Annotated in this window: 23 protein-coding genes and 1 other RNA gene; 8 read left to right on the forward strand and 16 right to left on the reverse strand. The window is 58.2% G+C overall.

The annotated features are described in order from the left end of the window. Complete coding sequence (locus tag LOY28_RS03590) at nt 1-318, forward strand: DUF262 domain-containing protein (RefSeq protein WP_258613093.1); 318 nt, start codon at nt 1-3, stop codon at nt 316-318. Nucleotides 319-597: 279 nt separating this feature from the next. On the opposite strand, the gene LOY28_RS03595 is transcribed toward LOY28_RS03590, so the two are convergent. The 13 genes from LOY28_RS03595 to LOY28_RS03655 form a co-directional block, all read right to left on the reverse strand. Beyond that, nucleotides 598-1,215, reverse strand: coding sequence for a hypothetical protein (locus LOY28_RS03595; RefSeq protein WP_258613094.1), 618 nt, complete (start codon nt 1,213-1,215; stop codon nt 598-600). A 308-nt stretch (nt 1,216-1,523) separates the two neighbouring features. Continuing rightward, the gene (locus LOY28_RS03600; protein WP_258613095.1) at nt 1,524-1,817 is read right to left on the reverse strand and encodes a hypothetical protein; all 294 of its coding nucleotides are present in this window, start codon (nt 1,815-1,817) and stop codon (nt 1,524-1,526) included. Continuing rightward, complete coding sequence (locus LOY28_RS03605) at nt 1,814-2,794, reverse strand: integrase domain-containing protein (RefSeq protein WP_258614409.1); 981 nt, start codon at nt 2,792-2,794, stop codon at nt 1,814-1,816. The genes LOY28_RS03600 and LOY28_RS03605 overlap by 4 nt, the downstream gene beginning before the upstream one ends. After that, nucleotides 2,772-3,131 (reverse strand): hypothetical protein, encoded by a 360-nt coding sequence (locus LOY28_RS03610; protein WP_258613096.1) that lies wholly within the window; start codon nt 3,129-3,131, stop codon nt 2,772-2,774. Before LOY28_RS03610 ends, LOY28_RS03605 begins: the two co-directional genes overlap by 23 nt. Beyond that, nucleotides 3,115-4,515: a YfjI family protein gene (locus LOY28_RS03615; protein WP_258613097.1), complete on the reverse strand. Its 1,401-nt coding sequence runs from the start codon at nt 4,513-4,515 to the stop codon at nt 3,115-3,117. Before LOY28_RS03615 ends, LOY28_RS03610 begins: the two co-directional genes overlap by 17 nt. 966 nt (nt 4,516-5,481) lie before the next feature. Continuing rightward, entirely contained in the window at nt 5,482-6,738 is a 1,257-nt protein-coding gene (locus LOY28_RS03620; RefSeq protein WP_258613098.1) for an integrase domain-containing protein, read from the reverse strand. 187 nt (nt 6,739-6,925) lie between these two features. After that, nucleotides 6,926-7,323: a transfer-messenger RNA gene (gene ssrA, locus LOY28_RS03625) on the reverse strand. A 97-nt stretch (nt 7,324-7,420) separates the two neighbouring features. Then, on the reverse strand, nt 7,421-7,696 hold the full coding sequence (locus tag LOY28_RS03630; protein ID WP_018929463.1) for a hypothetical protein: 276 nt from the start codon (nt 7,694-7,696) through the stop codon (nt 7,421-7,423). 218 nt (nt 7,697-7,914) lie between these two features. After that, nucleotides 7,915-10,725: an FAD-binding and (Fe-S)-binding domain-containing protein gene (locus LOY28_RS03635; protein ID WP_258613099.1), complete on the reverse strand. Its 2,811-nt coding sequence runs from the start codon at nt 10,723-10,725 to the stop codon at nt 7,915-7,917. Continuing rightward, nucleotides 10,722-11,393 carry a lactate utilization protein gene (locus tag LOY28_RS03640; RefSeq protein ID WP_018929465.1) on the reverse strand — a complete coding sequence of 224 codons (672 nt, stop codon included), beginning with the start codon at nt 11,391-11,393 and terminating at the stop codon, nt 10,722-10,724. The genes LOY28_RS03635 and LOY28_RS03640 overlap by 4 nt, the downstream gene beginning before the upstream one ends. Then, on the reverse strand, nt 11,393-12,847 hold the full coding sequence (locus LOY28_RS03645) for a LutB/LldF family L-lactate oxidation iron-sulfur protein (RefSeq protein ID WP_111454480.1): 1,455 nt from the start codon (nt 12,845-12,847) through the stop codon (nt 11,393-11,395). The genes LOY28_RS03640 and LOY28_RS03645 overlap by 1 nt, the downstream gene beginning before the upstream one ends. Continuing rightward, the gene (locus LOY28_RS03650) at nt 12,844-13,668 is read right to left on the reverse strand and encodes a (Fe-S)-binding protein (protein WP_018929467.1); all 825 of its coding nucleotides are present in this window, start codon (nt 13,666-13,668) and stop codon (nt 12,844-12,846) included. The genes LOY28_RS03645 and LOY28_RS03650 overlap by 4 nt, the downstream gene beginning before the upstream one ends. Nucleotides 13,669-13,819: 151 nt before the next feature. Continuing rightward, nucleotides 13,820-15,511, reverse strand: a complete 1,692-nt coding sequence (locus tag LOY28_RS03655) for a lactate permease LctP family transporter (protein WP_064616135.1) — start codon at nt 15,509-15,511, stop codon at nt 13,820-13,822. Between the two features lie 262 nt (nt 15,512-15,773). Between LOY28_RS03655 and LOY28_RS03660 the strand changes: the two genes are divergently transcribed. Next, entirely contained in the window at nt 15,774-16,541 is a 768-nt protein-coding gene (locus LOY28_RS03660; protein WP_018929469.1) for an FCD domain-containing protein, read from the forward strand. 138 nt (nt 16,542-16,679) lie between these two features. Here LOY28_RS03660 and smpB read toward each other — a convergent pair whose 3' ends face one another. Continuing rightward, nucleotides 16,680-17,162, reverse strand: a complete 483-nt coding sequence (gene smpB / locus LOY28_RS03665; RefSeq protein ID WP_018929470.1) for an SsrA-binding protein SmpB — start codon at nt 17,160-17,162, stop codon at nt 16,680-16,682. A gap of 118 nt (nt 17,163-17,280) precedes the next feature. On the opposite strand from smpB, the gene LOY28_RS03670 reads away from it, so the two are divergent. The 3 genes from LOY28_RS03670 to LOY28_RS03680 are packed head-to-tail and all read left to right on the forward strand — an operon-like array spanning nt 17,281 to nt 19,433. Then, a complete protein-coding gene (locus tag LOY28_RS03670; protein ID WP_026286670.1) occupies nt 17,281-18,684 on the forward strand; it encodes a sodium-dependent transporter in 1,404 nt (467 codons plus the stop codon). A gap of 7 nt (nt 18,685-18,691) precedes the next feature. Then, on the forward strand, nt 18,692-19,126 hold the full coding sequence (locus tag LOY28_RS03675; RefSeq protein WP_007933502.1) for a type II toxin-antitoxin system RatA family toxin: 435 nt from the start codon (nt 18,692-18,694) through the stop codon (nt 19,124-19,126). Then, the gene (locus tag LOY28_RS03680) at nt 19,119-19,433 is read left to right on the forward strand and encodes an RnfH family protein (protein ID WP_111454482.1); all 315 of its coding nucleotides are present in this window, start codon (nt 19,119-19,121) and stop codon (nt 19,431-19,433) included. Before LOY28_RS03675 ends, LOY28_RS03680 begins: the two co-directional genes overlap by 8 nt. Nucleotides 19,434-19,494: 61 nt before the next feature. On the opposite strand, the gene LOY28_RS03685 is transcribed toward LOY28_RS03680, so the two are convergent. Next, nucleotides 19,495-20,022: an outer membrane protein assembly factor BamE gene (locus LOY28_RS03685; RefSeq protein WP_018929473.1), complete on the reverse strand. Its 528-nt coding sequence runs from the start codon at nt 20,020-20,022 to the stop codon at nt 19,495-19,497. Between the two features lie 97 nt (nt 20,023-20,119). Between LOY28_RS03685 and fur the strand changes: the two genes are divergently transcribed. Then, the gene (fur, locus tag LOY28_RS03690) at nt 20,120-20,524 is read left to right on the forward strand and encodes a ferric iron uptake transcriptional regulator (protein WP_003197684.1); all 405 of its coding nucleotides are present in this window, start codon (nt 20,120-20,122) and stop codon (nt 20,522-20,524) included. Nucleotides 20,525-20,599: 75 nt separating this feature from the next. Here the strand turns inward: fur and recN are convergent, their stop codons facing one another. Then, a complete protein-coding gene (recN, locus tag LOY28_RS03695; protein ID WP_018929474.1) occupies nt 20,600-22,273 on the reverse strand; it encodes a DNA repair protein RecN in 1,674 nt (557 codons plus the stop codon). Between the two features lie 241 nt (nt 22,274-22,514). Here recN and grpE point away from each other — a divergent pair, with 241 nt between their 5' ends. Together grpE and dnaK are read left to right on the forward strand one after the other, a co-directional pair. Further along, nucleotides 22,515-23,081, forward strand: coding sequence for a nucleotide exchange factor GrpE (gene grpE, locus LOY28_RS03700; RefSeq protein ID WP_018929475.1), 567 nt, complete (start codon nt 22,515-22,517; stop codon nt 23,079-23,081). 102 nt (nt 23,082-23,183) lie between these two features. Continuing rightward, entirely contained in the window at nt 23,184-25,100 is a 1,917-nt protein-coding gene (gene dnaK, locus LOY28_RS03705) for a molecular chaperone DnaK (RefSeq protein ID WP_018929476.1), read from the forward strand. Nucleotides 25,101-25,244 lie beyond the last annotated feature (144 nt).

The raw sequence follows: 25,244 nt of genomic DNA on the forward strand, positions 1-25,244 counted from the left end.
ATGTCCACGTCAGCGCAGAAGTACTCGGTTAACCAGCACCTGATCGAAACCCTGTTGAGCTGGGTCAAGTACGGCGAGATTGCCATTCCGGAAATTCAGCGCCCCTTCGTCTGGGGACCCACTAAGGTGCGTGACCTGATAGACAGCCTGCATCAGGGGGGTGTGGGATTACATCATTGCCTGGTGCAGCCCGACGAGGAGGCTGAAGGATGGTTCCCAGGCCGAGGGCAAAAAGGTACTGATCGACGGGCAACAGCGGGTACGGCACTTACGGCTGCCATCGCCGGCCAGCAGGTGATCAACCAGGACTACCAGTAGGAGTGTATTCGCATTACTGCTACCACGTCACCGAGGTCGAGAATGCGGGGCTGACCGCCATGCTTAAAAAGTCTCTGACAACTGATAGCCCCACGCGGGAGCTCCATGTGGTGTCCAGTTTTTGTTTGTTCGTATGTGTTCCATAAACCCCACCTATCCCAACATGGGTCAACGGTTTACTGTGGAACTGCTCGCCTGAGACGCCGCAGTAAAAGGTTGCCTTATCTTGAGGTAGGTATAGTTCGTGGCTCGGTTACGTTCATTTTTTTGCGATTTTGTTTACACAGCCTGTACTGCGACTTCCTGTGTGAGGTTGCCACACTCAGAAATTATGAAACCGCGTACTGAATCTTCCGTAATTACCGCCTGAACTTGACTTGACTTTGGTTGAGTTCCTGTGAGGTGTACTAATAGCATACCGGAGTCCAGCTTCGGAGTGCTGGCGTAAAGATTTCTTAACGTCTCAATCCGATTTTGTACATGATCTATCTCGTCAGCATATGGTAAGGACGTGAAAATCATCACCCTATAGCTACAGCGAACCAACAGCAACTTGATATAGTCTTCAACAACATTTTTCATTACTCCGTACGCTGATGATGCACCGACGCCGCCTAGTTCAGACTCTGCTGCCAAATGCACGCTCAAAGCCGAACTTGCCATGGATAGAGTTCGTGGTTGAACAATTTTTTTTGGGTCAAAATTTGTAACTAAAATATCCGTGAGATACTCGCTGCCTTCTGCATGACTACATAAAACTGTGTGGTTGGTGCTGAAATAATGTCGGAAGAATACTTTAATGCATTCCGTTATGTCCTTCGTCAAGCGTGGTGAGTGTGAAATAAGATGATCACGCAGGCTTTTAAATAATTTTTCGTAGTCAGTGGTGATGATCATAACGCTAAACTGCCTATGGCGGGATTGCATTGTACATGACTTTCTCTGTGTTCAATGCGGGGCTCTTTATGGATAATGTAATTTTATTATTCTTTAATGAGCTCAGAGAGCAAAGTTAACTTGATGCTACCCGAGCAGTGGCTGGATGGTGAGGAAATTGAGCTTTTCTGGCCGGTTTTGCCTGTCACGACTAGCCGATTTGGGTTGTTTTTTTGCCATTGCGCCGGTGTTTTTCGAGCAGGTTTATCCACAATAGGATATCCACGCTGAGATAGATGAAGTCGGGCAGGTGAAATTGGAAGGGGTGCCTATCCACGATTCGAGCGGCTGATCAGCATTTCTCGGTCATTCCCTAATCGTTTCCAGATCAACAGAGCGGTGAGCCGATAGTAATACCGGGTGGCGTCGGAGTGATCTTTCAGGCGCTGAGTGAGAAACCAGCGCACATGCTTGAGCTGCCAGGTCCAGGGATTGTCTCGTTGCCATCGTTGTTGAATGGCCGCTTGCATGATTCGGGCTTGCCGTAGGTGTCGTCGCTGCGTGACCTTCGAACCGGTCAGTACGCCGCTCAGGAACAGCGCCATATCGAAGGGCTTGGTCACGCTCGACCTCCAATGTAGGCCGAAATCACATCGATCCGGTTATGCCCGAGTTCAACGCTGATTTGTTGTCGCGCCTGCTGATCAAGGTTGCGGTCAATGCGATAGCAGTGACCACCATTGACCGGTGCGGCGTGGCCAGTGAGCTGCTCGTAACGTTCGCAGGCGTAGGCCGCTCGCAGTTCATGGAAACCCTTCAGCCCGTGTTCATGCAGCGTTTCGCGGGCGGGGAGTACGGTCTGTTGCAGGAACACGGAGTAGCTTTCGTCTCGGGCCAGCAAGTTGCGGCTGCGGGGCGGCGACGCATGACGGGCCAACTGCAGCGCCACCTTCACCTTTTCATTAGCATCGACCCATCGCGGTGCTGAAGCCCCTGAGCGGCCACCTTTGGTGCCGTCCTGGATGTTGATACGGCCAAAGTGTTCGGCTTCGCATTGCAGTTGTGGCAGGTCAGCCAGGATCGCTTCGCGCAGGCGCATACCGGTTGTTCGGGCCAACAGAACAATCGCGGCCACGCGCTCGTGTTGCTGTTCGCCAAGTGCCTCGAGTACTCGCCGCACTTGTTGGTGGTCTTGGCCATCCGGCGCGCGGGTGCGCACGTTCGAGCGCTGCTGTCCCAACGCCTGACTCGGGCTGGCGATCCTCACGTCCTGATCACCGCGCAGCGCAGCGAGGGTGCGGTTGACGCTGCTTAGGCGGTTCTGCGCGGTAGCGATGCAGAGTTCACCTTGCTGGATCTGCTGGCGCAGATACGCGGCGTAGTCTTGCAGCGTCCGTCGATCGATCTGACGTGCATCGTTGTAACCGGGGCCGTCCACTGATCGACACCAACGCACGAACGCTTGCCAGCGATCGCTATGTGCTCTGACCGTGGCGAAGTGGCCGCCGGCAAACAGATCCTCTAGCGCTTGTGGGCCGGCGTAGCTCAGCTGGCGGCCATAGCCAAAGTTGCGACCATCACGCCGACCGACCAGAGCCATCGTCATCACCGTTTTCATTTGTTTGCAGAAAGAGCAGCAGGGCTTTCCAATGAGGACTGAGCCTGTCCACCTGCTTCCAGTCTGTCGGGCGGATCAGTAGGGAGTTCTCCTGGTGTTTCAGCAGTGCGCCTTCCTCACGCAGTTGTTCGATCAGCAGGGCGATGTTGGCGGGGTCAAGAGGTGGTGTGGCGACAGCGGCGACAGTGGCGACAACCCGTGACATTTCTGGCCTGGCGCGTGGCGACAAGGTGGCGATAGAAGTGGCGACACGCCGTGACTCTGGTTGCGATTGATGTTGCGCCTGGTAGCAGCGCACAGCGTCATTGAGGCGAAACATGGCGGACCTCGAAAGTTTTGGCATCGCGACTGTTCAGCCAGTTATGCGTGATCAGCTCGACGAGCAGTGTGGCAGTGTGATGGCTGCTCTTGCGTGCAAAGCGAGGGCCGTTGCGATTGAGATCGCGGATAGTGAATTGGGTCCAGCCTTTTTGCGTCAGCCAGCGCAGCAGTCGATCCGCTTCCTCACGTAAAGTGTTGATTGGCTCTTGTTCGGTCAGGCGTTGGATCTCCGCCAGGTAGTAATCCATCAGCGTTGAGGCGCGTTGAATATGGGCTTCACTCACTACATTCGCATCTTCTATTACCGCGAGCACACCGGCGATGCGCAGCACATTGGCTGCCGCTTTTCCTGCGACGGATTGGACGCCCGCCAGCTCACCGAACTCGCCAGACTGGCATTCGATGGTGTCGTGAATATCAATCCAGGCAGTGCGAGCGCTGGGCGTCAGTTCCAGCCTGGCGGGGTTAAGTGAGCCGTCTTTGTGCAGCGACAATGGCGTTTCCAGCAGGGCGGTGATGCGCGTTTGGTAGCGCTGGACCTTGGTATCTCGCGTCAGGTCGACTGCTTTGTACAAGCGCCGACCGACCAGACGTTCGGGCCAGCTGATCAGGCAGCGGCCCAGGATGCCTTGGCCTCTGATCACCGGGTCTTTGAGAAGCTGGTTGGCCAAGTAAGGCTGCAGCATTAAGTGCAGACTGAGGCGGCGGTCATAGGCGCGCAGGCTTTCTCCGGCCATGGAGCGCGCCCGGTCGATCGGACTGCCATCCCACAGTGTCGACAAGGTGGTGATCGCCTTAAGCAGGTTTTCTTTGCTCATGGTGCTGCCGCCCAAGAACTGGCCACCTTCATCATTGAACAAGCCCATGCTGGGCAAGCCATGGCACAGACTTTTGACCAGGGCTTCAATAGTGGGTTCGGCAATGATCAGCCTTGGTGGCACCGGCTCGGATCGCTCACTGTCTTCCACTTCCGCGGGTTTCTTTGAGTTTTTGGGTTTGGCCATGATGCTGCTGGCTGCGCGATAGGCTTTGAGCTTTTCCGCATACAGGGTCCATTGTTGTCGTTCCCAGTCGCGCGCCGCCTTCAATGCCAGGTGATCCACCGAACTTTTGCGATCACCCGAGGACGCCACCGTCATTAGGTAGAGTGACAACGGATAGGTTCGGCCATCGAGTTGGACATTGGCATGACCCTGGCTCACCAGAGCAGCGCTGGCCAGAACCGATTGTGCAGCCATGGCACGGGGCACGCCGATCACGTCGGCCAGTCGCTCGACCGCAGGGCCCAACAGTTTCCCGAGTGCTTCGACCGGGTAGGGCAATGGTGCCTGCTGGTATTCCAGCAAGGGTTGTGGTGGCTCGAACGCTTCGCATAGTTGCATCGGTATTCTCCTGGGATAATCGACTTCGCCCTCACGCATCCCGCCACGGTTGTTGAGTGTTATCAGGGATCAAGGCCCCTGCAGCCTGTGAGGGTTGTCCACTCACGCGGGACTGACGGCTCCTTACGACCGGGAGCTTGGGCATCTCATGATCTGGCCTCCTGAGCACCGATAACGGTGGGCGGGTGGAGGCTGCACTGGCTGACGAGTCCGGTGCCGCGAGATCCTGAGTCGGGTAAGGGCTGCGAGGTGATGACCGGGGCATGCCTGACTGTCAGTCAGGGGCAGTCCATTCCTTGGACTGCGGCACCATCATCTGCATCGCTGTTGCGAGTGAGCATTCGGTGTTTGTCACGCCGATTGTCACGAGGGGGAGAGCTGCAAAGGCCCGTGCGAGCAGGGCTGCAGCAGTGTGAGATGCGCCCGTCTCTTTTCTGGAGAAAGAGACGGGCGAAGGGTTGGCGCAAAAAGCTGGCCGAGCAGGTTCGTTGCTGCAGGGCTTGAGGGTTAGCGGGTTGCCGCACTAGGCGGATCTTTAAGTAGGCGTCCATCACTCTGGCGAATGACTGTGCGAGCCTCCGGGCGCGAATCGCACTTTGGGATGAACCACCGCGTCAGCGGCATGACCTTGAAGGTTCTGGCCATCGTGGGTGCTGCCGATGGCAGCGCTTTGAAGCTTCGTTCTATCGGTCGCAGGGGCATGGGTCAATCGGGGGAGGGCGTCTAGAAGTTTGCCAGGCACATGGTCTGACCTGCCTTGGAGGCCGGTGGTAGTCAGTAGCAAAGTTGCCGTTTGTCGCTTTTATAGTGTTAGCCCCTGATCATGGGGATGCGAAGCCTCCCCATGATCAGGGGCTTAGCCGGAGAGGCTAAGAGCAAGGGGAGTTGGCGACTGTTGCCATCAACTCCGACGGCAGGGATGTAGACGCCGCGCTGTCTGTCGCCAGTGTCGCCGCTGTCGCCGCCCTAACGGATCGGTACTACGTTCCGATCTCTGATTACATTGATCGCGCTGGCCGAGAGATAACCCGTCGACGCCTTTTGAATGTATTCGCTCCACCAAGCCATCATCGGCCGCCGGCGCTCGATGTAGTCAGCTCGGTTGTAGGCGCTCCGCACCTCATCCTTGTCGACGTGCGCCAGCGCGACCTCGATGAGTTCCGGGTCCCAACCATGTTCATTCAAGATGGTACTAGCCATCGACCGCATGCCATGGCTGACCAAGCGGTCCTGGAAGCCCATGCGTTTCAACGCCATGTTTGCGGTCTGGCTGTTGGCATGAGTGCGTGGGTTTCGGTCTGCCGGGAAAACATATTCCCGATGACCGCTGTGGGATTTGAGTATTTCCAGTAATGCCATTGCTTGACCACTCAACGGGATGCTGTGAGGGCGGCGCTTCTTCATACGCTCAGGTGGGATCGTCCAGATTCGTTTTTCGAAGTCGATGTCCGCCCAGCGAGTGGTTGCCGCCTCGGCAGGGCGAGTCATGGTGTGCAACTGCCATTCGATCAGGCAGCGGGTCGTGCGTTTGATACTGGCATTCGCGATTTCCAGCATGAGCTCGGGGAGCTCTTCGGGCGGAAGCGCGGCCATGTTTTCTTTCTTGGGCTTCTTGAAAACCGCCCGGATGCCGCTGAGTGGGTTGGCGAAGATCAGGCCGGCGTTGACGCCGTAAGTCATGATCTCGTTAAGTCGCTGACTAAGGCGCTTGACCGTCTCCAGGCTGCCTTTCGCTTCAATCGGACGAAGCAATTCGATCACCATCGGCGCAGTGATTTTCGCGAGTGGCGTCGTCTTCAAGTCGGGGAACACATGCAGCGTGAGCGACCGCCAAATGTCCTCGGCGTAGGCCGGGGTGACCCAGTCTTTCTTGAGCTCGAACCAGGCGGTGGCAACGTTCTCGAAGGTGTGTTCCGTTTCGGCGCGCTTGGCCTCATTCAGCGTATCGCGCTGCACCTTCGGATCGATGCCTTGGGCGAGCAGCTCGCGTGCTTCAACCACCATCTTTCGGGCGTTCGCCAGCGAGAGCTCTGGGTAGGTACCCAAGCCCATGTTGATTCGGTTCTTGGTCACAGGTTCACGGTAATTGAAATTCCACAGCAATGAGCCGTTGCTGCGTACACGGAGCTGCAAACCGCCACCGTCGGTGAGGACGTAATCCTTGGACGCGGGTTTGACTCCCTTGAGCTGTCGATCGGAGAGACGGAGGGCTGGAGCAGGCATGAGATTTTCCTCAGGCACTGATTTGGTATTCCAAAGATTAGCACCGGATGGCCTGGAATACCGTTTGGAATACCCGAATGGCTGGAACTCAAAAAATCTCAGAAGATCGCAAAAGCGCTGGATGCCGCATATTTACTGGATCGCAGGCACAAAAAAAGACGTCCGTGGACGTCTTTAGATGATGAAATGGTGGAGCCGGGGGGAATTGAACCCCCGTCCGCCAGTACTCCGCTGTCGGTACTACATGCGTAGCCGTGTCTATTAAGTTAACCCTCAGCGACCCGACGGGCAGGGTGCTTTGGGCGAGTTGTGTAAGTTTTAGCCGCTTCGTCCACAACGTACTGCACGGCGATTCTGTTCTATATGACAATCACTTTGGGTTTACAGACATCCCCTGATGATTGCTGGACCCGAAGGTACCAGAAGCTCAGGATCTAAGGCTGCTTACGCAGCGAGAGAGAATTCCTGGCCGTAGGTTTCGTCATTGGCAACTATAAGTAGTTGCAACAGTGGATTTACGACTTCTGTTACCAAGTCGGCATGCACCTAAAGTTTCGCAACCGGCGTCGAATCCAAAGCGGCCCCGAACCTGCTGTGTGTAACCAGCAGGTAAGCGAAGTGTACGCCAATACGCGCGGCGAGTCGACCTTCTGTCCTTACCTGCATGTTATCTGGCCCGGCCCTAATGGCTATTCATGTGGCTTTGAATGTCCTGAAGCGCTTGCTGCGCCAGGGAAACACACTCTCTGTCGTTGTTGGAGGCGTGGGCGGCCTTGGCTTGTTCGGCTTTGGTGACGACGACACCTTTGGTGGCGGCGTCCAGCGTGGCTGCGCTGGACAGCTTGCTATTGACCTCCTGGAGCTTCATTACGCATTGATCGCTATCGTTTGAGGCGTATGCGGAGGAGGCCAGCATTGTTGCAGTGAGGAGCAGTCCAGCCAGGGCGGAACGCTTCATGGGTATCTCCTGGAACGGGGGTGGGGATTGGGCCACGCTGATTGGGGCTTAACAAATGGACTGTGACGGCGTGCAAGGGTTCTGTTTTCGCTTGCGAGGGAGTGAAAGATTTTCCGGGAGGAGGGTGCGAAAAAGGGGCAATGACGCCTAACGCACAATCTCTGTGGGAACGGGTTTTTGCATTATGCGTTATTGCCCCTTCTTTTTGTGCTTCGGTGTCAGACCGCTCTGGCCTGGGTCACCCGATCCACCAGATAGACCAGCCCGTGGTAGTCAATTCCACCGTGTTGTGTCAGACCAATCTCACAGGTGCGGCTGGTGGAAATCCCTTCGCTGCATTGCTGTACCGCGTCCTTCAGCGTGCGTAACGAATGGGCGTTTAATTCCGGCGTGGTGAAGCCTTTGTCGCCAGCAAAACCACAGCAGTGAATGCCTTCCGGAATGACCACGTTTTTACTGCATTTGCGCGCCAGATCGATCAACGCCTGGCTCTCGCCTAGATGCTGCGTGCTGCACGTGACGTGCACCGCGATCGGTGCTTCCTGCGGGGTGAAGTCCAGTCGGTCCATCAAATGCGTACGGATGAAACGCACCGGGTCGTACAGGTCCAGTCGTACGTCGCCGAGGTCCTGAACCAGCCGCAGCGTGCAGGGGCTGGTGTCGCAGTAGATCGGGTCGAGCCCGCCGCGGCTGGCGTGCAGCAGTGCGCCGATCAGCTCCTGACGTTTGTGTTCGGCCTGTTCGGCATAGCCCTTGGACGCGAATGGCTGGCCGCAGCAGAGGTTGTCCTGATTGTCTGGAAAGACTACCTGGTAACCGGCCTTTTCCAGCAGGCCACGGGTTTTGTCGTACAGCGACATTTGCTCTTTATCACCCGCCGCCGGGCCCATGACCCGCGACACGCAGGCCGCGAGATACACCACCCGAGGGCGTTCGTCCGATACGCTCGGGCTGAAGCGAATGGCCTTTTCCGGCTGTGGCATGGCGTTGGTCCATTGCGGGACCTGGCCTTTGGACAAGCGGGTCAATGTTGCCGAAAGCTTCGCCAAGCGTGGCGCCCCCAACAGCATCCGCGCACCGTTGGCGACATGCAGGGTGAAGCGCGCGCCTTGTAACGCAGTGGCGAAATTGCCTTCAATCCAGTTGGCGGTTTTCGTATGGGTCGCGTTACGGCCACGGAGCTTTTTCACCAGCTCGCCGGTGTTGATGCCTACAGGGCAACGTTGTGCACACAGGCCTGTGGCGGCGCAGGTATCGATGCCCTGGTATTCGTAGGCTTGCTCCAGTTCGGCGGTGTCTATGCCGGCGCGTTTCTTCGCCTGGATGTCACGCCAGATCACGATGCGCTGGCGTGGGCTCAAGGTCAGGCCTTTCGACGGGCACACCGGTTCGCAGAAACCGCATTCGATGCACTTATCCACAATCTCGTCGGCGGCCGGCAACGGTTTCAAGTGCTTGAGGTGAATCTGTGGATCGTCGCTGAGCACCACGTCCGGGTTGAGAATGCCGTTGGGGTCGAGCAGGCGTTTGAGCTGCCACATCAACTGGTAGGCGTCGCTGCCCCATTCCAGTTCGACGAAGGGCGCCATGTTGCGACCGGTGCCGTGTTCGGCCTTCAGCGAGCCGCCGAACTCCACGGCCACCAACTGCGCCACGTCGTCCATGAACGCCTGGTAGCGTGCGACTTCTTCCGCGCTGTTGAAGCCTTGGGTGAAGACGAAGTGCAGATTGCCTTCCAGGGCGTGTCCGAAAAGGATCGCTTCGTCGTAGTGATGTTTGTCGAACAGCTCGATCAGGCGATTCACGCCGATGGCCAGTTGTTCCACCGGGAAGGTCACGTCTTCGATGATCACCGTGGTGCCGGTTTTGCGCACCGCGCCGACGGCGGGGAAGGTGTCCTTGCGGATCGCCCAGAGCCGGGCGTTTTCCACCGGGTCTTCGGTGAAGTCGACTTGTTTTTCCACTGGGAAGTCGGTCAGCGACGCCATGATCTGCGCCAGTTGTTCCTGCAGCAAAGTGGAGGAGGCCGCGCGGGATTCGATCAACAGAGCGCAGGCATTAGGTGACAGTTGTTGTACGAAAGCCGGCATGCCGGGCTTGTCCTGCACTGAGCGCAGGCTGCGACGGTCCAGCAGTTCCACGGCCGACACTGGTTGGCTTTTCAGGACGGAAACCGCGTTGCAGCAGGTTTCCACGTCCGGGAACACAATCAGCGCCGATGCCTTGTTCGGGTGATCGATCACCGTGTCGTAGGTCACCGCGCTGATGAACCCCAGCGTGCCTTCGGAACCCACCAGCAAGTGGCTCAAGATATCCACAGGCTCGTCGAAATCCACCAGGGCATTGAGTGACAGCCCGGTGGTATTTTTCAGACGGTATTTGTGGCGAATTTTCGCAGCCAGTTCGGCATTGGCGCGGGTCTCGCGGCCCAGTGTCGCCAGACGCTCCAGCAATTCGGCGTGGCTCTTTCGGAACGCCGCAACACTGCTGGGGTCTTCGGTATCGAGTCGGCTGCCATCGGCCAACACCAGACGAATCCCGGCCAGGGTGTGATAGGTATTTTGCGCTGTGCCGCAGCACATGCCGCTGGCATTGTTGGCGACGATGCCGCCGATTTTGCAGGCATTGATCGACGCCGGATCCGGACCGATCTTGCGTCCGAACGGTGCCAGCCACGCATTGGCCTGGGCGCCGATCACGCCCGGTTGCAGACGGATTTGCGTACCCTGGCCACGGATCTCGCGACCGTTCCAGTTATCCCCCAGCACAATCAGCACCGAATCGCTGATGGCCTGGCCAGACAGGCTGGTGCCGGCGGCGCGGAAGGTCACCGGGATGTGGTCCCGTTGCGCCAGTTTGAGCAGCGCCACTACTTCGTCTTCGGACTCGACGCGGATCACCAGTTTTGGAATCAGCCGATAGAAACTGGCGTCGGTGCCGAAGGCCAGGGTTGATAGCGGGTCGTCGAAACGTCGTGCTTCAGGAATCAGTTGCTGCGCATCGCGCAGAAAAGCCGCCGGTAGACTCATTGGTCCTCCAGGATCAACACCACCAGGTCTTTCGGGCCGTGGGCACCGTAAGCCAGCACTTGCTCGATGTCGGCAGTCTTCGACGGGCCGGACACCAGCAAGGCGTTGGTCGGCATGCCTTGGGCCCATTCGAATTCCTGCTGTACCTGATAGAAGTTGTCGCGGATTTCACTGGCCTTGAGCAGGGCAAAATGCACTGGCGGCACCAGGCTCATCAAGCGCGGTTCTTCCCGCGTCGGCCAGAGAATCAGGCTACCGGTCGCGGCGATCGCGCCGAGGGTGGTAGTCAGGCTGGCCGGGGTGTCGTTGAACAACTCGGCTTTCCATTCCTCGACCGGGCGGTTGTAGGCTTTGAGCGCTGGCAGGCCAGGATTTTTCGCCCAATGCTCGGTGATGCGTTGCCCGTGGGGCGTCGTCGGCGCAATCAGCAGGCTCGGCAACTGGCGGTCCCGCAGCAGTTGCGCGAGCAATTCGGGCCAGCCTTCCCTGGACGTCAGATGGATTTCGGTATGCACCGCTTCCATCAGTTTGCGCAGTTGCGAAATGCGTTGTTCCGGCGTGTAGGTGTAAGGCTCGGTCACCAGTTCGACATCGAAGTTGTCAGCCACCGGCGTGGTGCCCGTCAGACTGTTGCGCAATTTGGCGAGGATATTTTGCTTGGCGCTCATCAACGGTCCCCCTGTTTGGCCAGATGCTCGCGGGCCATGTCATGCAGTGAGCGGGCCGCGGGTTTCGGTGCGCTGTGGTTCTGGGTCCATGGGCCGACGTTGCTCGGCGTCAGCGCTCGCAGGCGAGTGGCGAAGAAGCCGAACAGGCGATAAAGCGTTGGCGAACTGTTGAGCCTGGCCCAGGCGTTCCAGATAAATCGTTCTTTGCGCGAATACTTGCTGCCCTGACCGCGCATCACTTGATGTGGGCTGTCCGGCGCTTTGACGTTTTCTTCCCGCAGGCGACGCAGCAATGCAGGAATCGGAATTTTTACCGGGCAGACCTCACCGCAGGCGCCGCATAACGACGAGGCGCTCGGGTGGTCGGGGACTTTCGCCAGGCCGACCATGTGCGGGGTGATGATTTTTCCGATAGGCCCAGGGTAAACCTCGCCGTAGGCATGGCCGCCGATTCGGGTGTAGACCGGGCAATGATTCATACAGGCGCCGCAGCGGATGCAGTTCAGGGTCTGGCGCAATTCGCTGTCGGCAAACGCCTGGCTGCGACCGTTGTCGAGCAGCACCAGGTGCACTTCCTGTGGGCCGTCGAGTTCATGTTCCTTGCGCGGGCCGGAGATCATGTTGACGTAGGTGGTGATCGGAATGCCCAGTGCCGAGCGGGTCAGCAGCGACAGGAGCGGCACCACGTCGCGCAGGTTTTCCACGACTTTTTCTATGCCGGTTACGGCGATGTGCACTGGCGGCACCGTGGTGGTCATCCGCCCGTTGCCTTCGTTTTCCACCAGCAGCAAGGTGCCGGTTTCGGCCACCGCGAAGTTGACGCCGGAGACGCCAATGTCGGCTTCGAAGAATTTCTGCCGCAAGACTTTGCGACCGATCTGAATGAGTTGGTCAACGTCCTTGGTGTACTCCACGCCAAGTTTGTCGTGGAACAAGGACGCGACCTGACCGGCATTCTTGTGGATCGCCGGCATAATGATGTGTGAAGGCTTCTCGTGGTCGAGCTGGACGATGTATTCCCCCATGTCCGACTCCAGGCATTCAATGCCTTGAGCTTCGAGGACATGGTTCATCTCCATCTCTTCGCTGACCATCGATTTGCCCTTGATCACTTGCCGCGCCTCGTGAGCGCGGATGATCGACAAGACGATGCCATTGGCTTCGTCCACCGTTTCCGCCCAGTGCACTGTCACACCGTTGCGGGTCAGGTTCTGTTCAAGCTGCTCGAGCAGGTCGGGCAACTTGGATAACGCGCGGGCGCGGACGGCATTGCCCAGCGCTCGCAAATGTTCTCTTTCATGGGCATCGCTGAAGGACGCTGCCCGTTTGCTCATCAGTGAATCCATCGCCGTGCGAAAGTTATTTCGCAGTTGCGTGTCAGCCAAGGCCTTGTGAGCCCGGCTGCGAAAATCTTCTTCTACGGCGACCGTAGGAATAATCGTGGAGCTGCTCATCGGGCACCTCCGGTTCGCTGCCAAAGGAAGCTGGCCAGATGCTGACCGCGCAACGCCTCCTGCTGTTTCTCCAACGAACCGTTGATGTTCATCAGGCAACCGCAATCGGCACTGAGTACCTTGTGCGCGCCGGATTCCTTCAACGCACGGGTCTTGTCAGCCACCATCGCACCGGAAATATCCGGCATACGGACGCTGAAAGTCCCACCAAAGCCACAGCATTCACTTTCGTGGCTGTGGTCGACTCGCTCCACGTTGCTCAGCTGCGCCAACAGCTCACGGCCATGCAGGTGGGTGTTCATTTCACGGCGTGCCGAGCACGACGTGTGCAACGCCACTTTCACCGGTTCGCCGCTGTCCTTGAGCTGCACCTTGCAGACAAACAGCAAGAACTCGGCAAGCTCGTAAGTCCGTGCCGCGAGGGCCTGAACCTGTTTCAGCGTTTGCGGCTCGTCCTTGAACAGGTCGGCATAGTGTTCGCGCAACATGCCCGCGCAAGAACCCGACGGCACCACCACCGGATAATCCCCGGCAAACAACGCCAGTTGCGAGCGCGCCACGGTCCGGGCCTGTTCGGTGTAACCCGAGGTGTAGGCCGGTTGCCCGCAGCAGCTTTGCCCTTGCGGGTATTCGACACGAATGCCCTCGCGTTCCAGCAGGTGGATCGCGTCCATCCCGGCTTCGGGGTAGAACAGATCCACCACGCAGGTCCCGAACAGGTACACCCGTGACGGTTTTTCGCTGGGGTATTGCCGAGGTTCAGGCAGTGGCGGGGCGACGCGGGTCGCGTTCGGCACAGCGTTGTAAAAAAGCTCGCTCATCAGGCGTGTCTCCGGGTGGTCCCGGTTATCCGTCCGCTGAGGCTGCTGAATATAGAGAGAGAAGCTTTCAGCAGCCTTGCAGACCCGGTTGTGAATAGCTGACGCCGGGGGCGTAACCCTGCGTCGGTTTTTTCCGTGTGGCGTGTAGTGCTTAGTGCACCAGCATGCCGGTGAACCAGTAAGCCTGAGCCAAGGTGATCAGGCCGACGATCGTTGCAAAGAATAGGCTGTGCTTGAGGGTGAAGCGGAACAGATCCGATTCTTTGCCCACCAGCCCGGTCGCGGCGCAGGCCACGGCGATCGATTGCGGCGAGATCATTTTGCCGGTCACCCCGCCGCTGGTGTTAGCCGCCACCAACAGGGTGTCGTTGACGCCGATCTGGTGCGCGGTGGTCGCTTGCAGCGAACTGAACAGCGCATTGGATGAGGTATCGGAGCCGGTCAGGAACACGCCGAGCCAGCCGAGGAATGGCGAGAAGAATGGGAACGCCGCACCGGTGGCAGCCAATACCAGAGCCATGGTCGACGACATGCCCGAGTAGTTGGTGACGAAGGCGAACGCCAGCACCATGCCGATGGACAAAATCGGCCAGCGCAGTTCGTAGAATGTCTCTTTTAAAGTGGTCAGACCAGTTTTAATGTTGACCTTGAGCACCAGCATCGAGATCAGTGCGGAGAAGAAAATCGCCGTGCCGGTCGCGGAAACCGGATCGAGTTTGAACACTGCCGGAATCGCTGTCGGGTTGGTTACGATCGGCGCGACCTTGATCACCATTTGATCCAGGTGCGGGATCGCGAAGTTGAACACCCAGCCATACATCGAGCCGCCGGCGGCAAACATCGCCTTGAACGGTTTCAGCGTCCAGATGGTGACCAATACGGTGAGGATCAGGAACGGCGACCAGGCTTTGAAAATTTCTCCCAGGCTGTAGGGCGAAGCCACGGTGGTGCGCGGTTGGCCGAAACCACCGGTGCTGGCCACTACGGAAGCCGAGACTGCGCCGACGATGTGCGCGCCTGCAGCGCGTTTTGGCTGCCAGATTTTCAGGAACAGCGTCAGGGAAATCAGGCTGACCAGCGCCGAGGTGATGTCCGGCAGTTCCGGGCCAATGAAGTTCGAGGTGAAGTATTGGGTGATGGCAAAACTCAAGCCGGCCACCAGCGCAGCTGGCCAGGTTTCCCGAACGCCGCGCAGGCCGTCCATCATGAACACCAGCCAGAACGGCACGAACAGCGACAGCAACGGCAGCTGGCGACCGGTCATGGCGCCGATCTTGAATGCGTCGATGCCGGTGACTTGCCCGGCGACGATGATCGGAATCCCCAAGGCGCCGAAGGCCACCGGCGCGGTGTTGGCGATCAGGCACAGGCCGGCGGCGTACAGCGGGTTGAAGCCCAGCCCTACCAGCAGTGCGGCGGTAATCGCTACCGGTGCGCCGAAACCGGCGGCACCTTCCAGGAACGCGCCGAAGCAGAAGCCGATCAGCAGCACTTGCAGGCGCTGGTCATCGGTAATCGACAGCACCGAGCTGCGGATCACTTCGAACTGGCCACTCTTGACCGTCAGTTTGTAGAGGAACACCGCTGCCACGATGATCCACGCAATCGGCCACAGCCCGTAGGCGAAGCCATATCCGGCGGCGGCGAAAGCCATATCGACCGGCATCTGGAAAGCGAAGATTGCCACGGCAATGGACAACGCCAGGGTGATGCTGCCGGCCACATGGCCTTTGAGGCGGAACACGGCCAAAGCCAGGAAGAAAAATACGATGGGAATGACGGCCGCGAGTGCGGACACGCCGAGACTGCCGAGCGGGCTGTAGAGCTGTTGCCAGGTTTGCATATGGGGTGGCCCCTAATTGTTGTTGGTCAGGCACTGGTCAGCGTTCTTGGATAATTGGTAAGACCAATTTACAATCGCTGCTGGCTAGGGTAAAAGCCTTGGAGGCGGTGTGTCAATTTGCCGCCCTAAAACTTTTGTCGAATGAGCGGTGCAGAACGCATCTGATCTGTTCGATCAAGCGTCGTCTGGTAGGTGCTGGCGCAGCGCCGATAGGCCAGAATAGAGAGCCCGGCGAGCCGCCGGGATCGTGGAGAATTGAGTGATGGGGTTTGATCAGATTCGGCAACGCCGTTTGTCTGACGATATTGTCGAGCAACTCGAGGGGATGATTCTCGAGGGCACCTTGAAGGCTGGCGAACGCCTGCCGGCAGAGCGTGCGTTGGCCGAGCAGTTCGGCGTGTCACGACCTTCGTTGCGTGAGGCGATTCAGAAACTGGTGGCCAAAGGGCTGCTGGTCAGTCGTCAGGGCGGCGGCAACTATGTGGTGGAATCCCTGGGCTCGACGTTCAGCGATCCATTGCTGCACCTGCTGGAGAGCAACCCCGAGGCCCAGCGCGATTTGCTGGAGTTTCGCCATACCCTGGAAGCGTCCTGCGCTTACTACGCGGCACTGCGCGCCACCGATGTGGATCGTGAGCGGCTGACGGCGGCGTTTGACGAATTGCAGGACTGCTATTCGCGTCACGATGAAGTGAGTCGGGCGGAAGAGGGCGCGGCGGATGCGAATTTCCACTTGGCGATCGCCGAGGCCAGCCATAACGCAGTGTTGCTGCACACCATTCGCGGGCTGTTTGACCTGCTCAAGCGCAACGTGGTGACCAACATTGGCGGCATGTACAAACAGCGCGTCGAAACCCGTGACATGCTGATTGCGCAGCACCGGGAGTTGTACCAGGCGATTATTGAGGGGCGGGCGGAAGAGGCACGAGAAGTGTCCAGTCGGCACATTTTGTATGTGCAGGAAGTGCTGGAAGAGGTGCGTCAGGAAGTGCAGCGCATGGCTCGGGCGGAGCGACGCAAGGGGATGTAGTGTGTGGCGAGGGAGCTTGCTCCCGCTGGGGCGCGAAGCGGCCCCCTGGCCAGCATTGTGGACGGATTGTTTACGACTGCTTCGCAGCCGAGCGGGAGCAAGCTCCCTCGCCACAAAAGCCGCGATCAGGCAGGAAAATTAATCTTCCTTGCCCTTGTTCCGCACCGCACGCTGCAATTCACGGCCGGCATCGCGTTCGCGTTCGGTATCACGCTTGTCGTATTCCTTCTTGCCCTTGCCCAGAGCGATCTCGCACTTGACCATGTGCTTGCTCCAGTACCAGGACAGGCATACGCAGGCGTAACCTTTTTGCTGCACGGCAGCGGCCAGCTTCTCCAGCTCGCGCCGATTGAGCAGCAATTTTCGGGTGCGGGTCGGATCAGCGATAACGTGGGTGCTGGCCGTCGTCAGAGGCGTAATGTGGCTGCCGAGCAGCCAGGCTTCGCCATCTTTGAGCAGTACGTAACTGTCAACCAGTTGCAGTTTGCTTGCCCGCAGACTTTTTACTTCCCAGCCGGCCAGGACCAGACCAGCCTCGAACCGATGTTCGATGAAGTAATCGTGTCGCGCCTTTTTATTTTGCGCGATGGTCCCTGTTGGGTGTTTCTTCTGTTTAGCCATAGGGGCGGCATTATAGGGAGTTGCGCGCGAGTCGGCTACGGTGACGCTACGTGCTTGAGCAGGTTGATTGAATCCCGGACAATGCGGCCTCTTTTTTGAACGCTTGGGCGTGATAACGATGTCGACAGACAAGGTTTCTGTCCACGGCAGTTGGGCTAGCCGCTGGGTCTTCATACTCGCCGCGACCGGTTCGGCCGTGGGTTTGGGGAGTATCTGGAAATTCCCTTATATGGTTGGCGTCTATGGCGGCGGGGCCTTCGTGCTGATGTTCCTGGCCTGCATCGCGCTGATCGGTATGCCCGTCATGCTGGCCGAAACCCTGATCGGCCGGCGCGCGCGGCAGAGCCCGGCCAATGCCTTGAAGGTCCTGGCGCTGGAAGCGGGGCATTCGGCGAAGTGGTCCTGGGGCGCCTTTGCCGGGATGATCACGGCGTTGCTGATTCTGTCTTTCTATAGTGTGGTTGGCGGTTGGTCGCTGGATTACATCATCGACATGGGTCGTGGCGACTTTCGGGGCGTGACGGCTGATCAGGTCGGCGCATACTTCGGTAATGTGATCGCTGACCCATGGCGCCTGACACTTTGGCACACGATTTTCATGCTGTTGTCGGCAGTGGTGATCGCCAAGGGTGTGGTCGCCGGGCTGGAGCGCAGCCTGCGGATCATGATGCCGTTGCTGTTCGTGATGGTGATTGTCCTGCTGGGTTACAGCATGACCACCGGCCACTTCATGGAGGGCGTGCATTTCATGTTCGACTTCCATCCGGACAAGGTGCTTGATGGCTTGTTGCCGGCCATGGGGCACGCGTTCTTCTCCCTGAGCGTGGGTGTCGGCTCGATCATGATCTACGGCGCCTACATGCCGAAGCACTCGTCGATTTCCGGAACCGTCGTCGGTGTGGCGTTGCTCGACACCTTCGTTTCGCTGTTGGCCGGTCTGGCATTGTTTCCGATTGTGTTCGCTGCCGGCCTGAACCCGAGCGAAGGCCCAGGCCTGATGTTCGTCAGCCTGCCATTCGCCTTCGGTAACGTAGCGTTCGGCCAGTTGATGGGCGTAGTGTTCTTCGTACTGGTGGCGATTGCGGCCTGGAGTTCGGCGATTTCCCTGCTTGAGCCGATGGTGGCTTACCTGGTTGAACGCACGAAAATCAGCCGCGCCTGGGTCACCTTCTGGCTGGCATTCACCTGCTGGTTCGTCGGCCTGGGTACCGTGTTTTCTTTCAATATCTGGAAGGAAGCCAAGTTTTTCGTGAACGAAGGCGGGATGTTCCATCTCTACCAATGGGGGGCGGCCGGAGGCCTGGACTTCTTTGGTGTGATCGACTTCTTCACCTCGCGGATCATGCTGCCACTCGGTGGTTTGTGTTTCGTGGTGTTTGCGGGCTGGGTGATGGGGCGTGAAGCGGTGCGCGACGAGTTGTCGATCCGCAGCCCAGTACTGTTCGCCCTGTCCCTGTTTTTGATGCGCTATGTGGCGCCCATCGGCATTCTTGTAGTGTTTGCCGCCCAGCTGTGGAAGTAACGCTGACATGACGACACACATTCAACGTTCGGCCCTGCTGCCGTATCCGGCGCAAGCGCTTTACGACCTGGTCAACGACGTGGCCCGCTATCCGGAATTCCTGCCGTGGTGCTCATCGACCGAAATTCTGGAAAGCTCTCCCGAGTTCATGCGCGCCAGCGTCGGTGTGGCCAAGGGGGGGCTTAGTCAGCATTTCGTAACGCGTAATACCCTGGTGCCTGGGCGTTCGATCGAAATGAACCTCGAGGAAGGTCCGTTCAGCCAGTTGCACGGCGTTTGGGTGTTCAAACCGTTGGGCGAGAAGGCCTGCAAGATCAGTCTGGACCTGTCGTTCGACTACTCGGGGCCGCTGGTGCGTGCGACGTTGGGGCCTTTGTTTAATCAGGCGGCGAATACGTTGATGGACGCGTTCTGCCAGCGCGCGAAGCAAATGCATGGTTGAGGCCGTGATCAAGGTCGAGGTGGTGTATGCCGCCGTTGATCGTCAGGTGCTGCTGAGCGTAACGGTGCCGGTGGGCGCGACGGTGCGGGATGCGTTGTTCAAATCGGGCCTGAATGGCGAATTCCCGGAGCTGGATCTGGGCAGTTGTCCGGTCGGGATCTTTGGCAAAGTGATCGCTGATCCGGCCACTCGCCAGGTTCAGGAAGGGGATCGCATCGAGGTTTACCGGCCGTTGCTCGCCGATCCAAAAGAAGTTCGGCGGTTGCGTGCAGCCAAAGCGGCCGAGGCCAAAGCCCGGAATCAGTGATTCGATTAAACGCCAGACAATAAAAACCCCGGACATGCCGGGGTTTTTATTGCGTCGCAAATTATTGCGGCGAGGTTTCCAGCGGTTCTGGAGTCGGGACCGGGACAGTTTCTACGTTGTCCACGTCCTTCTGGATCTGGTCCAGCAGCGAGCCTGGCTTGACCGGTTTTTCTGGCTTCGGCTTCTCGGCGTTTCCTGCCGGCGCGGTCACGGTAGTGCCGCTGTCCTTGCCGAGAATGGCCTCGTCGCGGCTCACGCCTGGCATGAAATCGCCAGAGAGGCTGACAAGTTGGTCATTTGGGTTGAAGATAACGCTAATGCGTTCCTGTTGGCGTTCACCGCCACCGGGTTGCAGGCTATACAGGTAATCCCAGCGATCGGCATGGAACGTGTCGGTCAACAGAGGGTTGCCCATGATAAACCGTACTTGCCGACGGGTCATTCCCGGGCGCAACTGGTCTATCATGTCCTGCGTGACGACATTGCCCTGCTGGATGTCGATTTTGTAAACCCCGGGGAATGAACAACCGGCGAGTGCGAGCAGTCCCACAAAGGTGAAACTGGTTAGCAAGAGCTTGGTGTTTTGCATCGGTGGGCGACTTCCACTATCTTGGCTGGGACAACGTAAACGCCGATCATACCCGCATTAAGAGAAGCTGCGAAGCAGCATCGCGAGAAAGCTGACCATGGTTGAAAATAGCGAACTACGCAAAGCCGGCCTCAAAGTGACCCTTCCACGGGTCAAAATTCTGCAAATGCTCGATTCCGCCGAGCAACGCCACATGAGTGCCGAGGACGTCTACAAAGCACTGATGGAGGCTGGTGAGGACGTCGGTCTGGCCACGGTTTACCGTGTTCTGACCCAGTTCGAGGCAGCTGGCCTTGTGGTGCGGCACAACTTCGACGGAGGCCATGCGGTCTTCGAACTGGACGACGGCAAGCATCACGACCATATGGTCAACGTCGAGACCAGTGAAGTGATCGAATTCTTCGACGAAGAAATCGAGCGGCTGCAGAAAGCAATCGTCGACAAGTATGGCTTCGAGATGGTCGATCACAATCTTGTACTGTACGTGCGCAAGAAAAAGTAAGCATGTCGCGCGAACTTCAGGTTCGCGAAACGAACGAAGGCGACCTCAGGGTCGCCTTCGTGCTTTCTGCCCTTCTTAGATTTTCGCGGTAACAACCATTTTCTTCGCGTGAGCCAGGGACTCCTTGGTGAGGTCGATGCCGCCGAGCATCCGTGCCACTTCTTCGACACGATCATTCTTGCTCAGCTTGGAGACGGCTGTGTGCGTGGCATCTTCACCGCGGACCTTGTGCACAAATAGATGTTGATGCCCCTGCGCCGCCACTTGCGGCAAGTGCGTCACGGTCAGAACCTGCCCGCGCTCCCCGAGGCGTCGCAGCAACTGGCCGACAATCTCGGCGGTCGGGCCGCCAATACCTACGTCCACTTCGTCGAACACCAGCGTCGGTACGCGGGAGGTCTGTGCGGTGATCACCTGAATCGCCAGGCTTATACGCGACAGCTCGCCCCCCGATGCCACTTTTGCCAGGGCTTTCAGCGGTTGCCCTGGGTTGGCGCTCACCAGCAGTTCCACTTGTTCTAGCCCGTTGGGCAGCAGTTCATCGCTGCTGTTGGGGCGCAGTTCGATGGTGAAGCGGCCGCCGGGCATGCCCAGGCGCTGGATTTCCTGCTCCACGGCGCTGGCCAGGCTGCTCGATGCTTGATGGCGCAGGTCGCTCAATTCCCGAGCCTTCTCCTGATAATGACGGGCGTAGGAGGCCAGCTCATCGCCCAGGCGTTCGATGGATTCATCGTTGGCATTCAGGGTTTCGATTTCGTCGAGTAGCTTCTGTTGCATCTCGGCGACCTCGGTCGGCTGGATGCGGTGTTTGCGAGCCAGGGTGTAGATCGCATCGAGGCGCTCTTCCAGGTATTGAAGGCGTGCCGGGTCTGCGTCGAAATTGTCGAGAAAACGGTTCAATTCGCCCACCGCTTCTTCAACCTGAATCTGCGCGCTGGTCAGCAGGTTGCTGGCTTCACCCAGGGCGCCGATCGAATTGTTCACGCTCGATAGGCGATTGAGGCTGGCGGTCAGTGCGTTCAATACATTGCCGGAATCACTTTCGCTGCATTGTTCGACCACTTGCCGACAAATGCCCAGCAAGGTTTCGGCGTTGGTCAGGTTCTTGTGTTCCTGCTCCAGTTGCTCCAGCTCGCTTTCGCCGAGGCCGAGGTTTTCCAGTTCTTCGAGTTGATAGCTGAGCAACTGATGACGAGCGCGCTGTTCGTCGCCGGAGTTGGAGAGGCGTTCCAGCTCCTGACGGGTCTGGCGCCAGCGTTGGGCGGCCAGTTGCACCTGACGGGCAAGGTCCGTGGCGCCGGCGTACTCGTCGAGCAGGCGGCGATGGGTATCGGTTTTGAGCAGGGATTGGTGTTCGTGCTGGCTGTGGATATCGATCAGCAACTCGCCCAGGGCCTTCAGGTCGCCGAGAGGGCAGGGGGTGCCATTGATATAGCCGCGCGAACGCCCTTCAGCAGTGATCACGCGGCGCAGAATGCACGGGCCGTCGTTCTCGAGGTCGCGTTCGGCCAGCCAGGCGCTGGCTTCAGGGATGTCGATCAGGTCGAAGGTGGCCAGGATGTCGGCCTTGTCGGCCCCCGGGCGGACTACGCCGCTGTCGGCGCGATCACCCAGGGTCAGGCCGAGGGCGTCGAGCATGATCGACTTGCCGGCGCCGGTTTCCCCTGTGATCACGCTCATCCCGCGATCGAGTTCGAGATCGAGATGTTCAACGATGGCGTAGTTGTGTACGGACAGGTGCACCAGCATGAAGGCCGCTCCCAGGCTTTAGGTCTGGTTATTTATACAGTGTTTTGTTTCTGGCTGACAATGCCCCCGCTTAGGTCGATTTGCTTGATTGAAAGAAATCCTTAGCGCGCCTGGGAATGACAAAGCAGTTGTTTTTTGTAGGGTTAATCATCGGATAGCCCTTGAAGCTGAATTTTGCGACCCCATATACCGGGGCAGAAGCGTGAGTTGAGCTCGCGGACGATATTGGAAGGAGAAATCTATGGCTGACGAACAGACAGTGGATACGCAAAATCTAGACGCCAACCAGACCCCCGAGGCTTCGGGTGAAGACCTGGCGGCTCGTGTACAAGTGCTCGAAGAGCAATTGGCTGGTGCGCAGGATCAGGCTTTGCGTGTAGCCGCCGATCTGCAGAACGTCCGCCGTCGTGCCGATCAGGACGTTGAAAAGGCTCACAAGTTCGCCCTGGAAAAATTCGCAGGCGACCTGCTGCCGATCATTGACAGCCTGGAGCGCGGCCTGGAGCTGTCCAGCCCTGACGACGAAAACATTCGTTCGATGCGCGAAGGGATCGAGCTGACCCTGAAAATGTTCCAGGACACCCTGAAGCGCTATCACCTGGAAGCCATCGATCCTGAAGGCGAACCTTTCAATGCCTCGCATCATCAGGCGATGGCCATGCAGGAAAGCGCCGACGTCGAGCCAAACAGCGTGCTCAAGGTGTTTCAGAAGGGCTATCAGCTCCACGGTCGCCTGCTGCGCCCGGCCATGGTCGTGGTCAGCAAGGCACCTGCACCGGTTTCGCCTTCGATTGACGAGCAGGCTTGAAATTAGCCGCAAGGCCCCCATTTAGAAGTCAAGCGTTTAAGTGCTACCGCAGTCAGCCACCACTACTGCGGCATCCAAATCCAAAGTTTCGGGAGAGTGAACATGGGCAAAATTATCGGTATCGACCTGGGGACTACCAACTCCTGCGTCTCCGTGCTGGAAAACGGCAAGGCCAAAGTTATTGAAAACGCTGAAGGCGCGCGTACCACGCCGTCGATCATCGCTTATGCCAACGATGGCGAAATCCTGGTTGGCCAGTCGGCCAAGCGTCAGGCAGTGACCAATCCGCATAACACCCTGTACGCGGTGAAGCGTCTGATCGGTCGTCGTTTCGACGAAGAAGTCGTACAGAAAGACATCCAGATGGTCCCTTACAAGATCGTCAAGGCTGACAACAGCGACGCCTGGGTTGAAGTGAACGGCCAGAAAATGGCACCGCCACAAATCTCGGCTGAAATTCTGAAGAAAATGAAGAAGACCGCCGAAGACTACCTCGGCGAGCCTGTGACCGAAGCGGTGATCACCGTTCCGGCCTACTTCAACGACAGCCAGCGTCAAGCCACCAAAGACGCCGGCCGCATCGCGGGCCTGGACGTAAAACGCATCATCAACGAACCAACCGCAGCCGCACTGGCCTACGGTATGGACAAGGCCAAGGGCGATCACACTGTGATCGTTTACGACCTGGGTGGCGGTACTTTCGACGTTTCCGTTATCGAGATCGCTGAAGTCGATGGCGAGCACCAGTTCGAAGTGTTGGCCACCAACGGCGACACCTTCCTGGGCGGTGAAGACTTTGACATTCGCCTGATCGACTACCTCGTCGACGAATTCAAGAAAGAAAGCGGCATGAACCTCAAGGGTGATCCGCTGGCCATGCAACGCCTGAAAGAAGCTGCCGAGAAAGCCAAGATCGAACTGTCCTCGAGCCAGTCGACCGACGTGAACCTGCCGTACATCACTGCAGACGCTACCGGTCCTAAGCACTTGAACGTGAAAATCTCCCGCGCCAAGCTCGAAGCGCTGGTGGAAGACCTGGTTCAGCGCACCATCGAACCTTGCCGCATCGCGATGAAAGACGCCGGTATCGATGTCAGCAAGATCGACGACGTGATTCTGGTCGGCGGTCAGACCCGTATGCCAATGGTGCAGAAAGCTGTTTCCGACTTCTTCGGTAAAGAAGCTCGTAAAGACGTTAACCCGGACGAAGCTGTTGCCATGGGTGCTGCCATCCAGGGCGCTGTATTGGCCGGCGACGTGAAAGACGTTCTGCTGCTCGACGTCAGCCCGCTGACCCTGGGTATCGAAACCATGGGTGGCGTGATGACTGCGCTGATCGAGAAAAACACCACGATTCCTACCAAGAAATCGCAAGTGTTCTCGACTGCTGACGACAACCAGAGCGCCGTGACCATTCACGTGCTGCAAGGTGAGCGTAAGCAAGCCGCACAGAACAAGTCCTTGGGCAAGTTCGACCTGGCCGAGATTCCACCGGCTCCACGTGGCGTGCCACAAATCGAAGTGACCTTCGACATCGACGCCAACGGCATTCTGCACGTAGGCGCCAAAGACAAGGCTACCGGCAAGACTCAGTCGATCGTGATCAAGGCCAACTCCGGTCTGTCCGAGGACGAAATTCAGCAGATGGTTCGCGACGCTGAACTGAATGCCGAGGAAGACCGCAAGTTCGAAGAGCTGGCGAGCGCTCGTAACCAGGGCGACGCACTGGTTCACTCGACTCGCAAAATGGTCGCTGATGCTGGCGACAAGGTGAGCGCTGAAGAGAAGACTGCAATCGAAGCGGCAGTCGTTGCCCTGGAAGCCGCTGTTAAAGGCGACGACAAGGCTGCGATCGAAGCCAAGGTTGAAGAGCTGTCCAAGGTCTCCGCGCCAGTGGCTCAGAAAATGTATGCCGAGCAGGCTCAGCCAGCTGAAGGCGCGGCACCGAAAGGCGAAGCGGCTGAAAAAGCTGACGACGTCGTCGACGCTGAGTTTGAAGAAGTTAAAGACCACAAGTAAGTTGTTGGTCGCCCGGTTGACTGCCTTCAGGCGGTGACTGGTAGGATGTCGCCGCGCGGGAGCTTGCTCCCGCGTTGGCGTGTCTGGAGTTAGCGAATTTTTACAGCATGCGACAACGCTCGCGTGTTGGTGGCATGGCCGGGG

This window comes from Pseudomonas sp. B21-017, from assembly GCF_024749245.1.
Classification (GTDB): domain Bacteria; phylum Pseudomonadota; class Gammaproteobacteria; order Pseudomonadales; family Pseudomonadaceae; genus Aquipseudomonas.

Excerpts from the sequence above, each read along its gene's own strand:
- LOY28_RS03660 (WP_018929469.1), top strand. The coding sequence starts at position 15,774 with ATGGGGTTTGATCAGATTCGGCAACGCCGTTTGTCTGACGATATTGTC.
- recN (WP_018929474.1), bottom strand. The coding sequence starts at position 22,273 with ATGCTGGTGCACCTGTCCGTACACAACTACGCCATCGTTGAACATCTC.
- LOY28_RS03590 (WP_258613093.1), top strand. The coding sequence starts at position 1 with ATGTCCACGTCAGCGCAGAAGTACTCGGTTAACCAGCACCTGATCGAA.
- LOY28_RS03680 (WP_111454482.1), top strand. The coding sequence starts at position 19,119 with ATGGTTGAGGCCGTGATCAAGGTCGAGGTGGTGTATGCCGCCGTTGAT.
- LOY28_RS03650 (WP_018929467.1), bottom strand. The coding sequence starts at position 13,668 with ATGAGCGAGCTTTTTTACAACGCTGTGCCGAACGCGACCCGCGTCGCC.
- LOY28_RS03615 (WP_258613097.1), bottom strand. The coding sequence starts at position 4,515 with ATGCAACTATGCGAAGCGTTCGAGCCACCACAACCCTTGCTGGAATAC.
- LOY28_RS03610 (WP_258613096.1), bottom strand. The coding sequence starts at position 3,131 with ATGTTTCGCCTCAATGACGCTGTGCGCTGCTACCAGGCGCAACATCAA.
- smpB (WP_018929470.1), bottom strand. The coding sequence starts at position 17,162 with ATGGCTAAACAGAAGAAACACCCAACAGGGACCATCGCGCAAAATAAA.
- grpE (WP_018929475.1), top strand. The coding sequence starts at position 22,515 with ATGGCTGACGAACAGACAGTGGATACGCAAAATCTAGACGCCAACCAG.
- LOY28_RS03595 (WP_258613094.1), bottom strand. The coding sequence starts at position 1,215 with ATGATCATCACCACTGACTACGAAAAATTATTTAAAAGCCTGCGTGAT.
- LOY28_RS03685 (WP_018929473.1), bottom strand. The coding sequence starts at position 20,022 with ATGCAAAACACCAAGCTCTTGCTAACCAGTTTCACCTTTGTGGGACTG.
- fur (WP_003197684.1), top strand. The coding sequence starts at position 20,120 with ATGGTTGAAAATAGCGAACTACGCAAAGCCGGCCTCAAAGTGACCCTT.
- LOY28_RS03655 (WP_064616135.1), bottom strand. The coding sequence starts at position 15,511 with ATGCAAACCTGGCAACAGCTCTACAGCCCGCTCGGCAGTCTCGGCGTG.
- LOY28_RS03675 (WP_007933502.1), top strand. The coding sequence starts at position 18,692 with ATGACGACACACATTCAACGTTCGGCCCTGCTGCCGTATCCGGCGCAA.
- LOY28_RS03640 (WP_018929465.1), bottom strand. The coding sequence starts at position 11,393 with ATGAGCGCCAAGCAAAATATCCTCGCCAAATTGCGCAACAGTCTGACG.
- LOY28_RS03620 (WP_258613098.1), bottom strand. The coding sequence starts at position 6,738 with ATGCCTGCTCCAGCCCTCCGTCTCTCCGATCGACAGCTCAAGGGAGTC.
- LOY28_RS03605 (WP_258614409.1), bottom strand. The coding sequence starts at position 2,794 with ATGGCTCTGGTCGGTCGGCGTGATGGTCGCAACTTTGGCTATGGCCGC.
- LOY28_RS03630 (WP_018929463.1), bottom strand. The coding sequence starts at position 7,696 with ATGAAGCGTTCCGCCCTGGCTGGACTGCTCCTCACTGCAACAATGCTG.
- LOY28_RS03645 (WP_111454480.1), bottom strand. The coding sequence starts at position 12,847 with ATGAGCAGCTCCACGATTATTCCTACGGTCGCCGTAGAAGAAGATTTT.
- LOY28_RS03635 (WP_258613099.1), bottom strand. The coding sequence starts at position 10,725 with ATGAGTCTACCGGCGGCTTTTCTGCGCGATGCGCAGCAACTGATTCCT.
- LOY28_RS03670 (WP_026286670.1), top strand. The coding sequence starts at position 17,281 with ATGTCGACAGACAAGGTTTCTGTCCACGGCAGTTGGGCTAGCCGCTGG.
- dnaK (WP_018929476.1), top strand. The coding sequence starts at position 23,184 with ATGGGCAAAATTATCGGTATCGACCTGGGGACTACCAACTCCTGCGTC.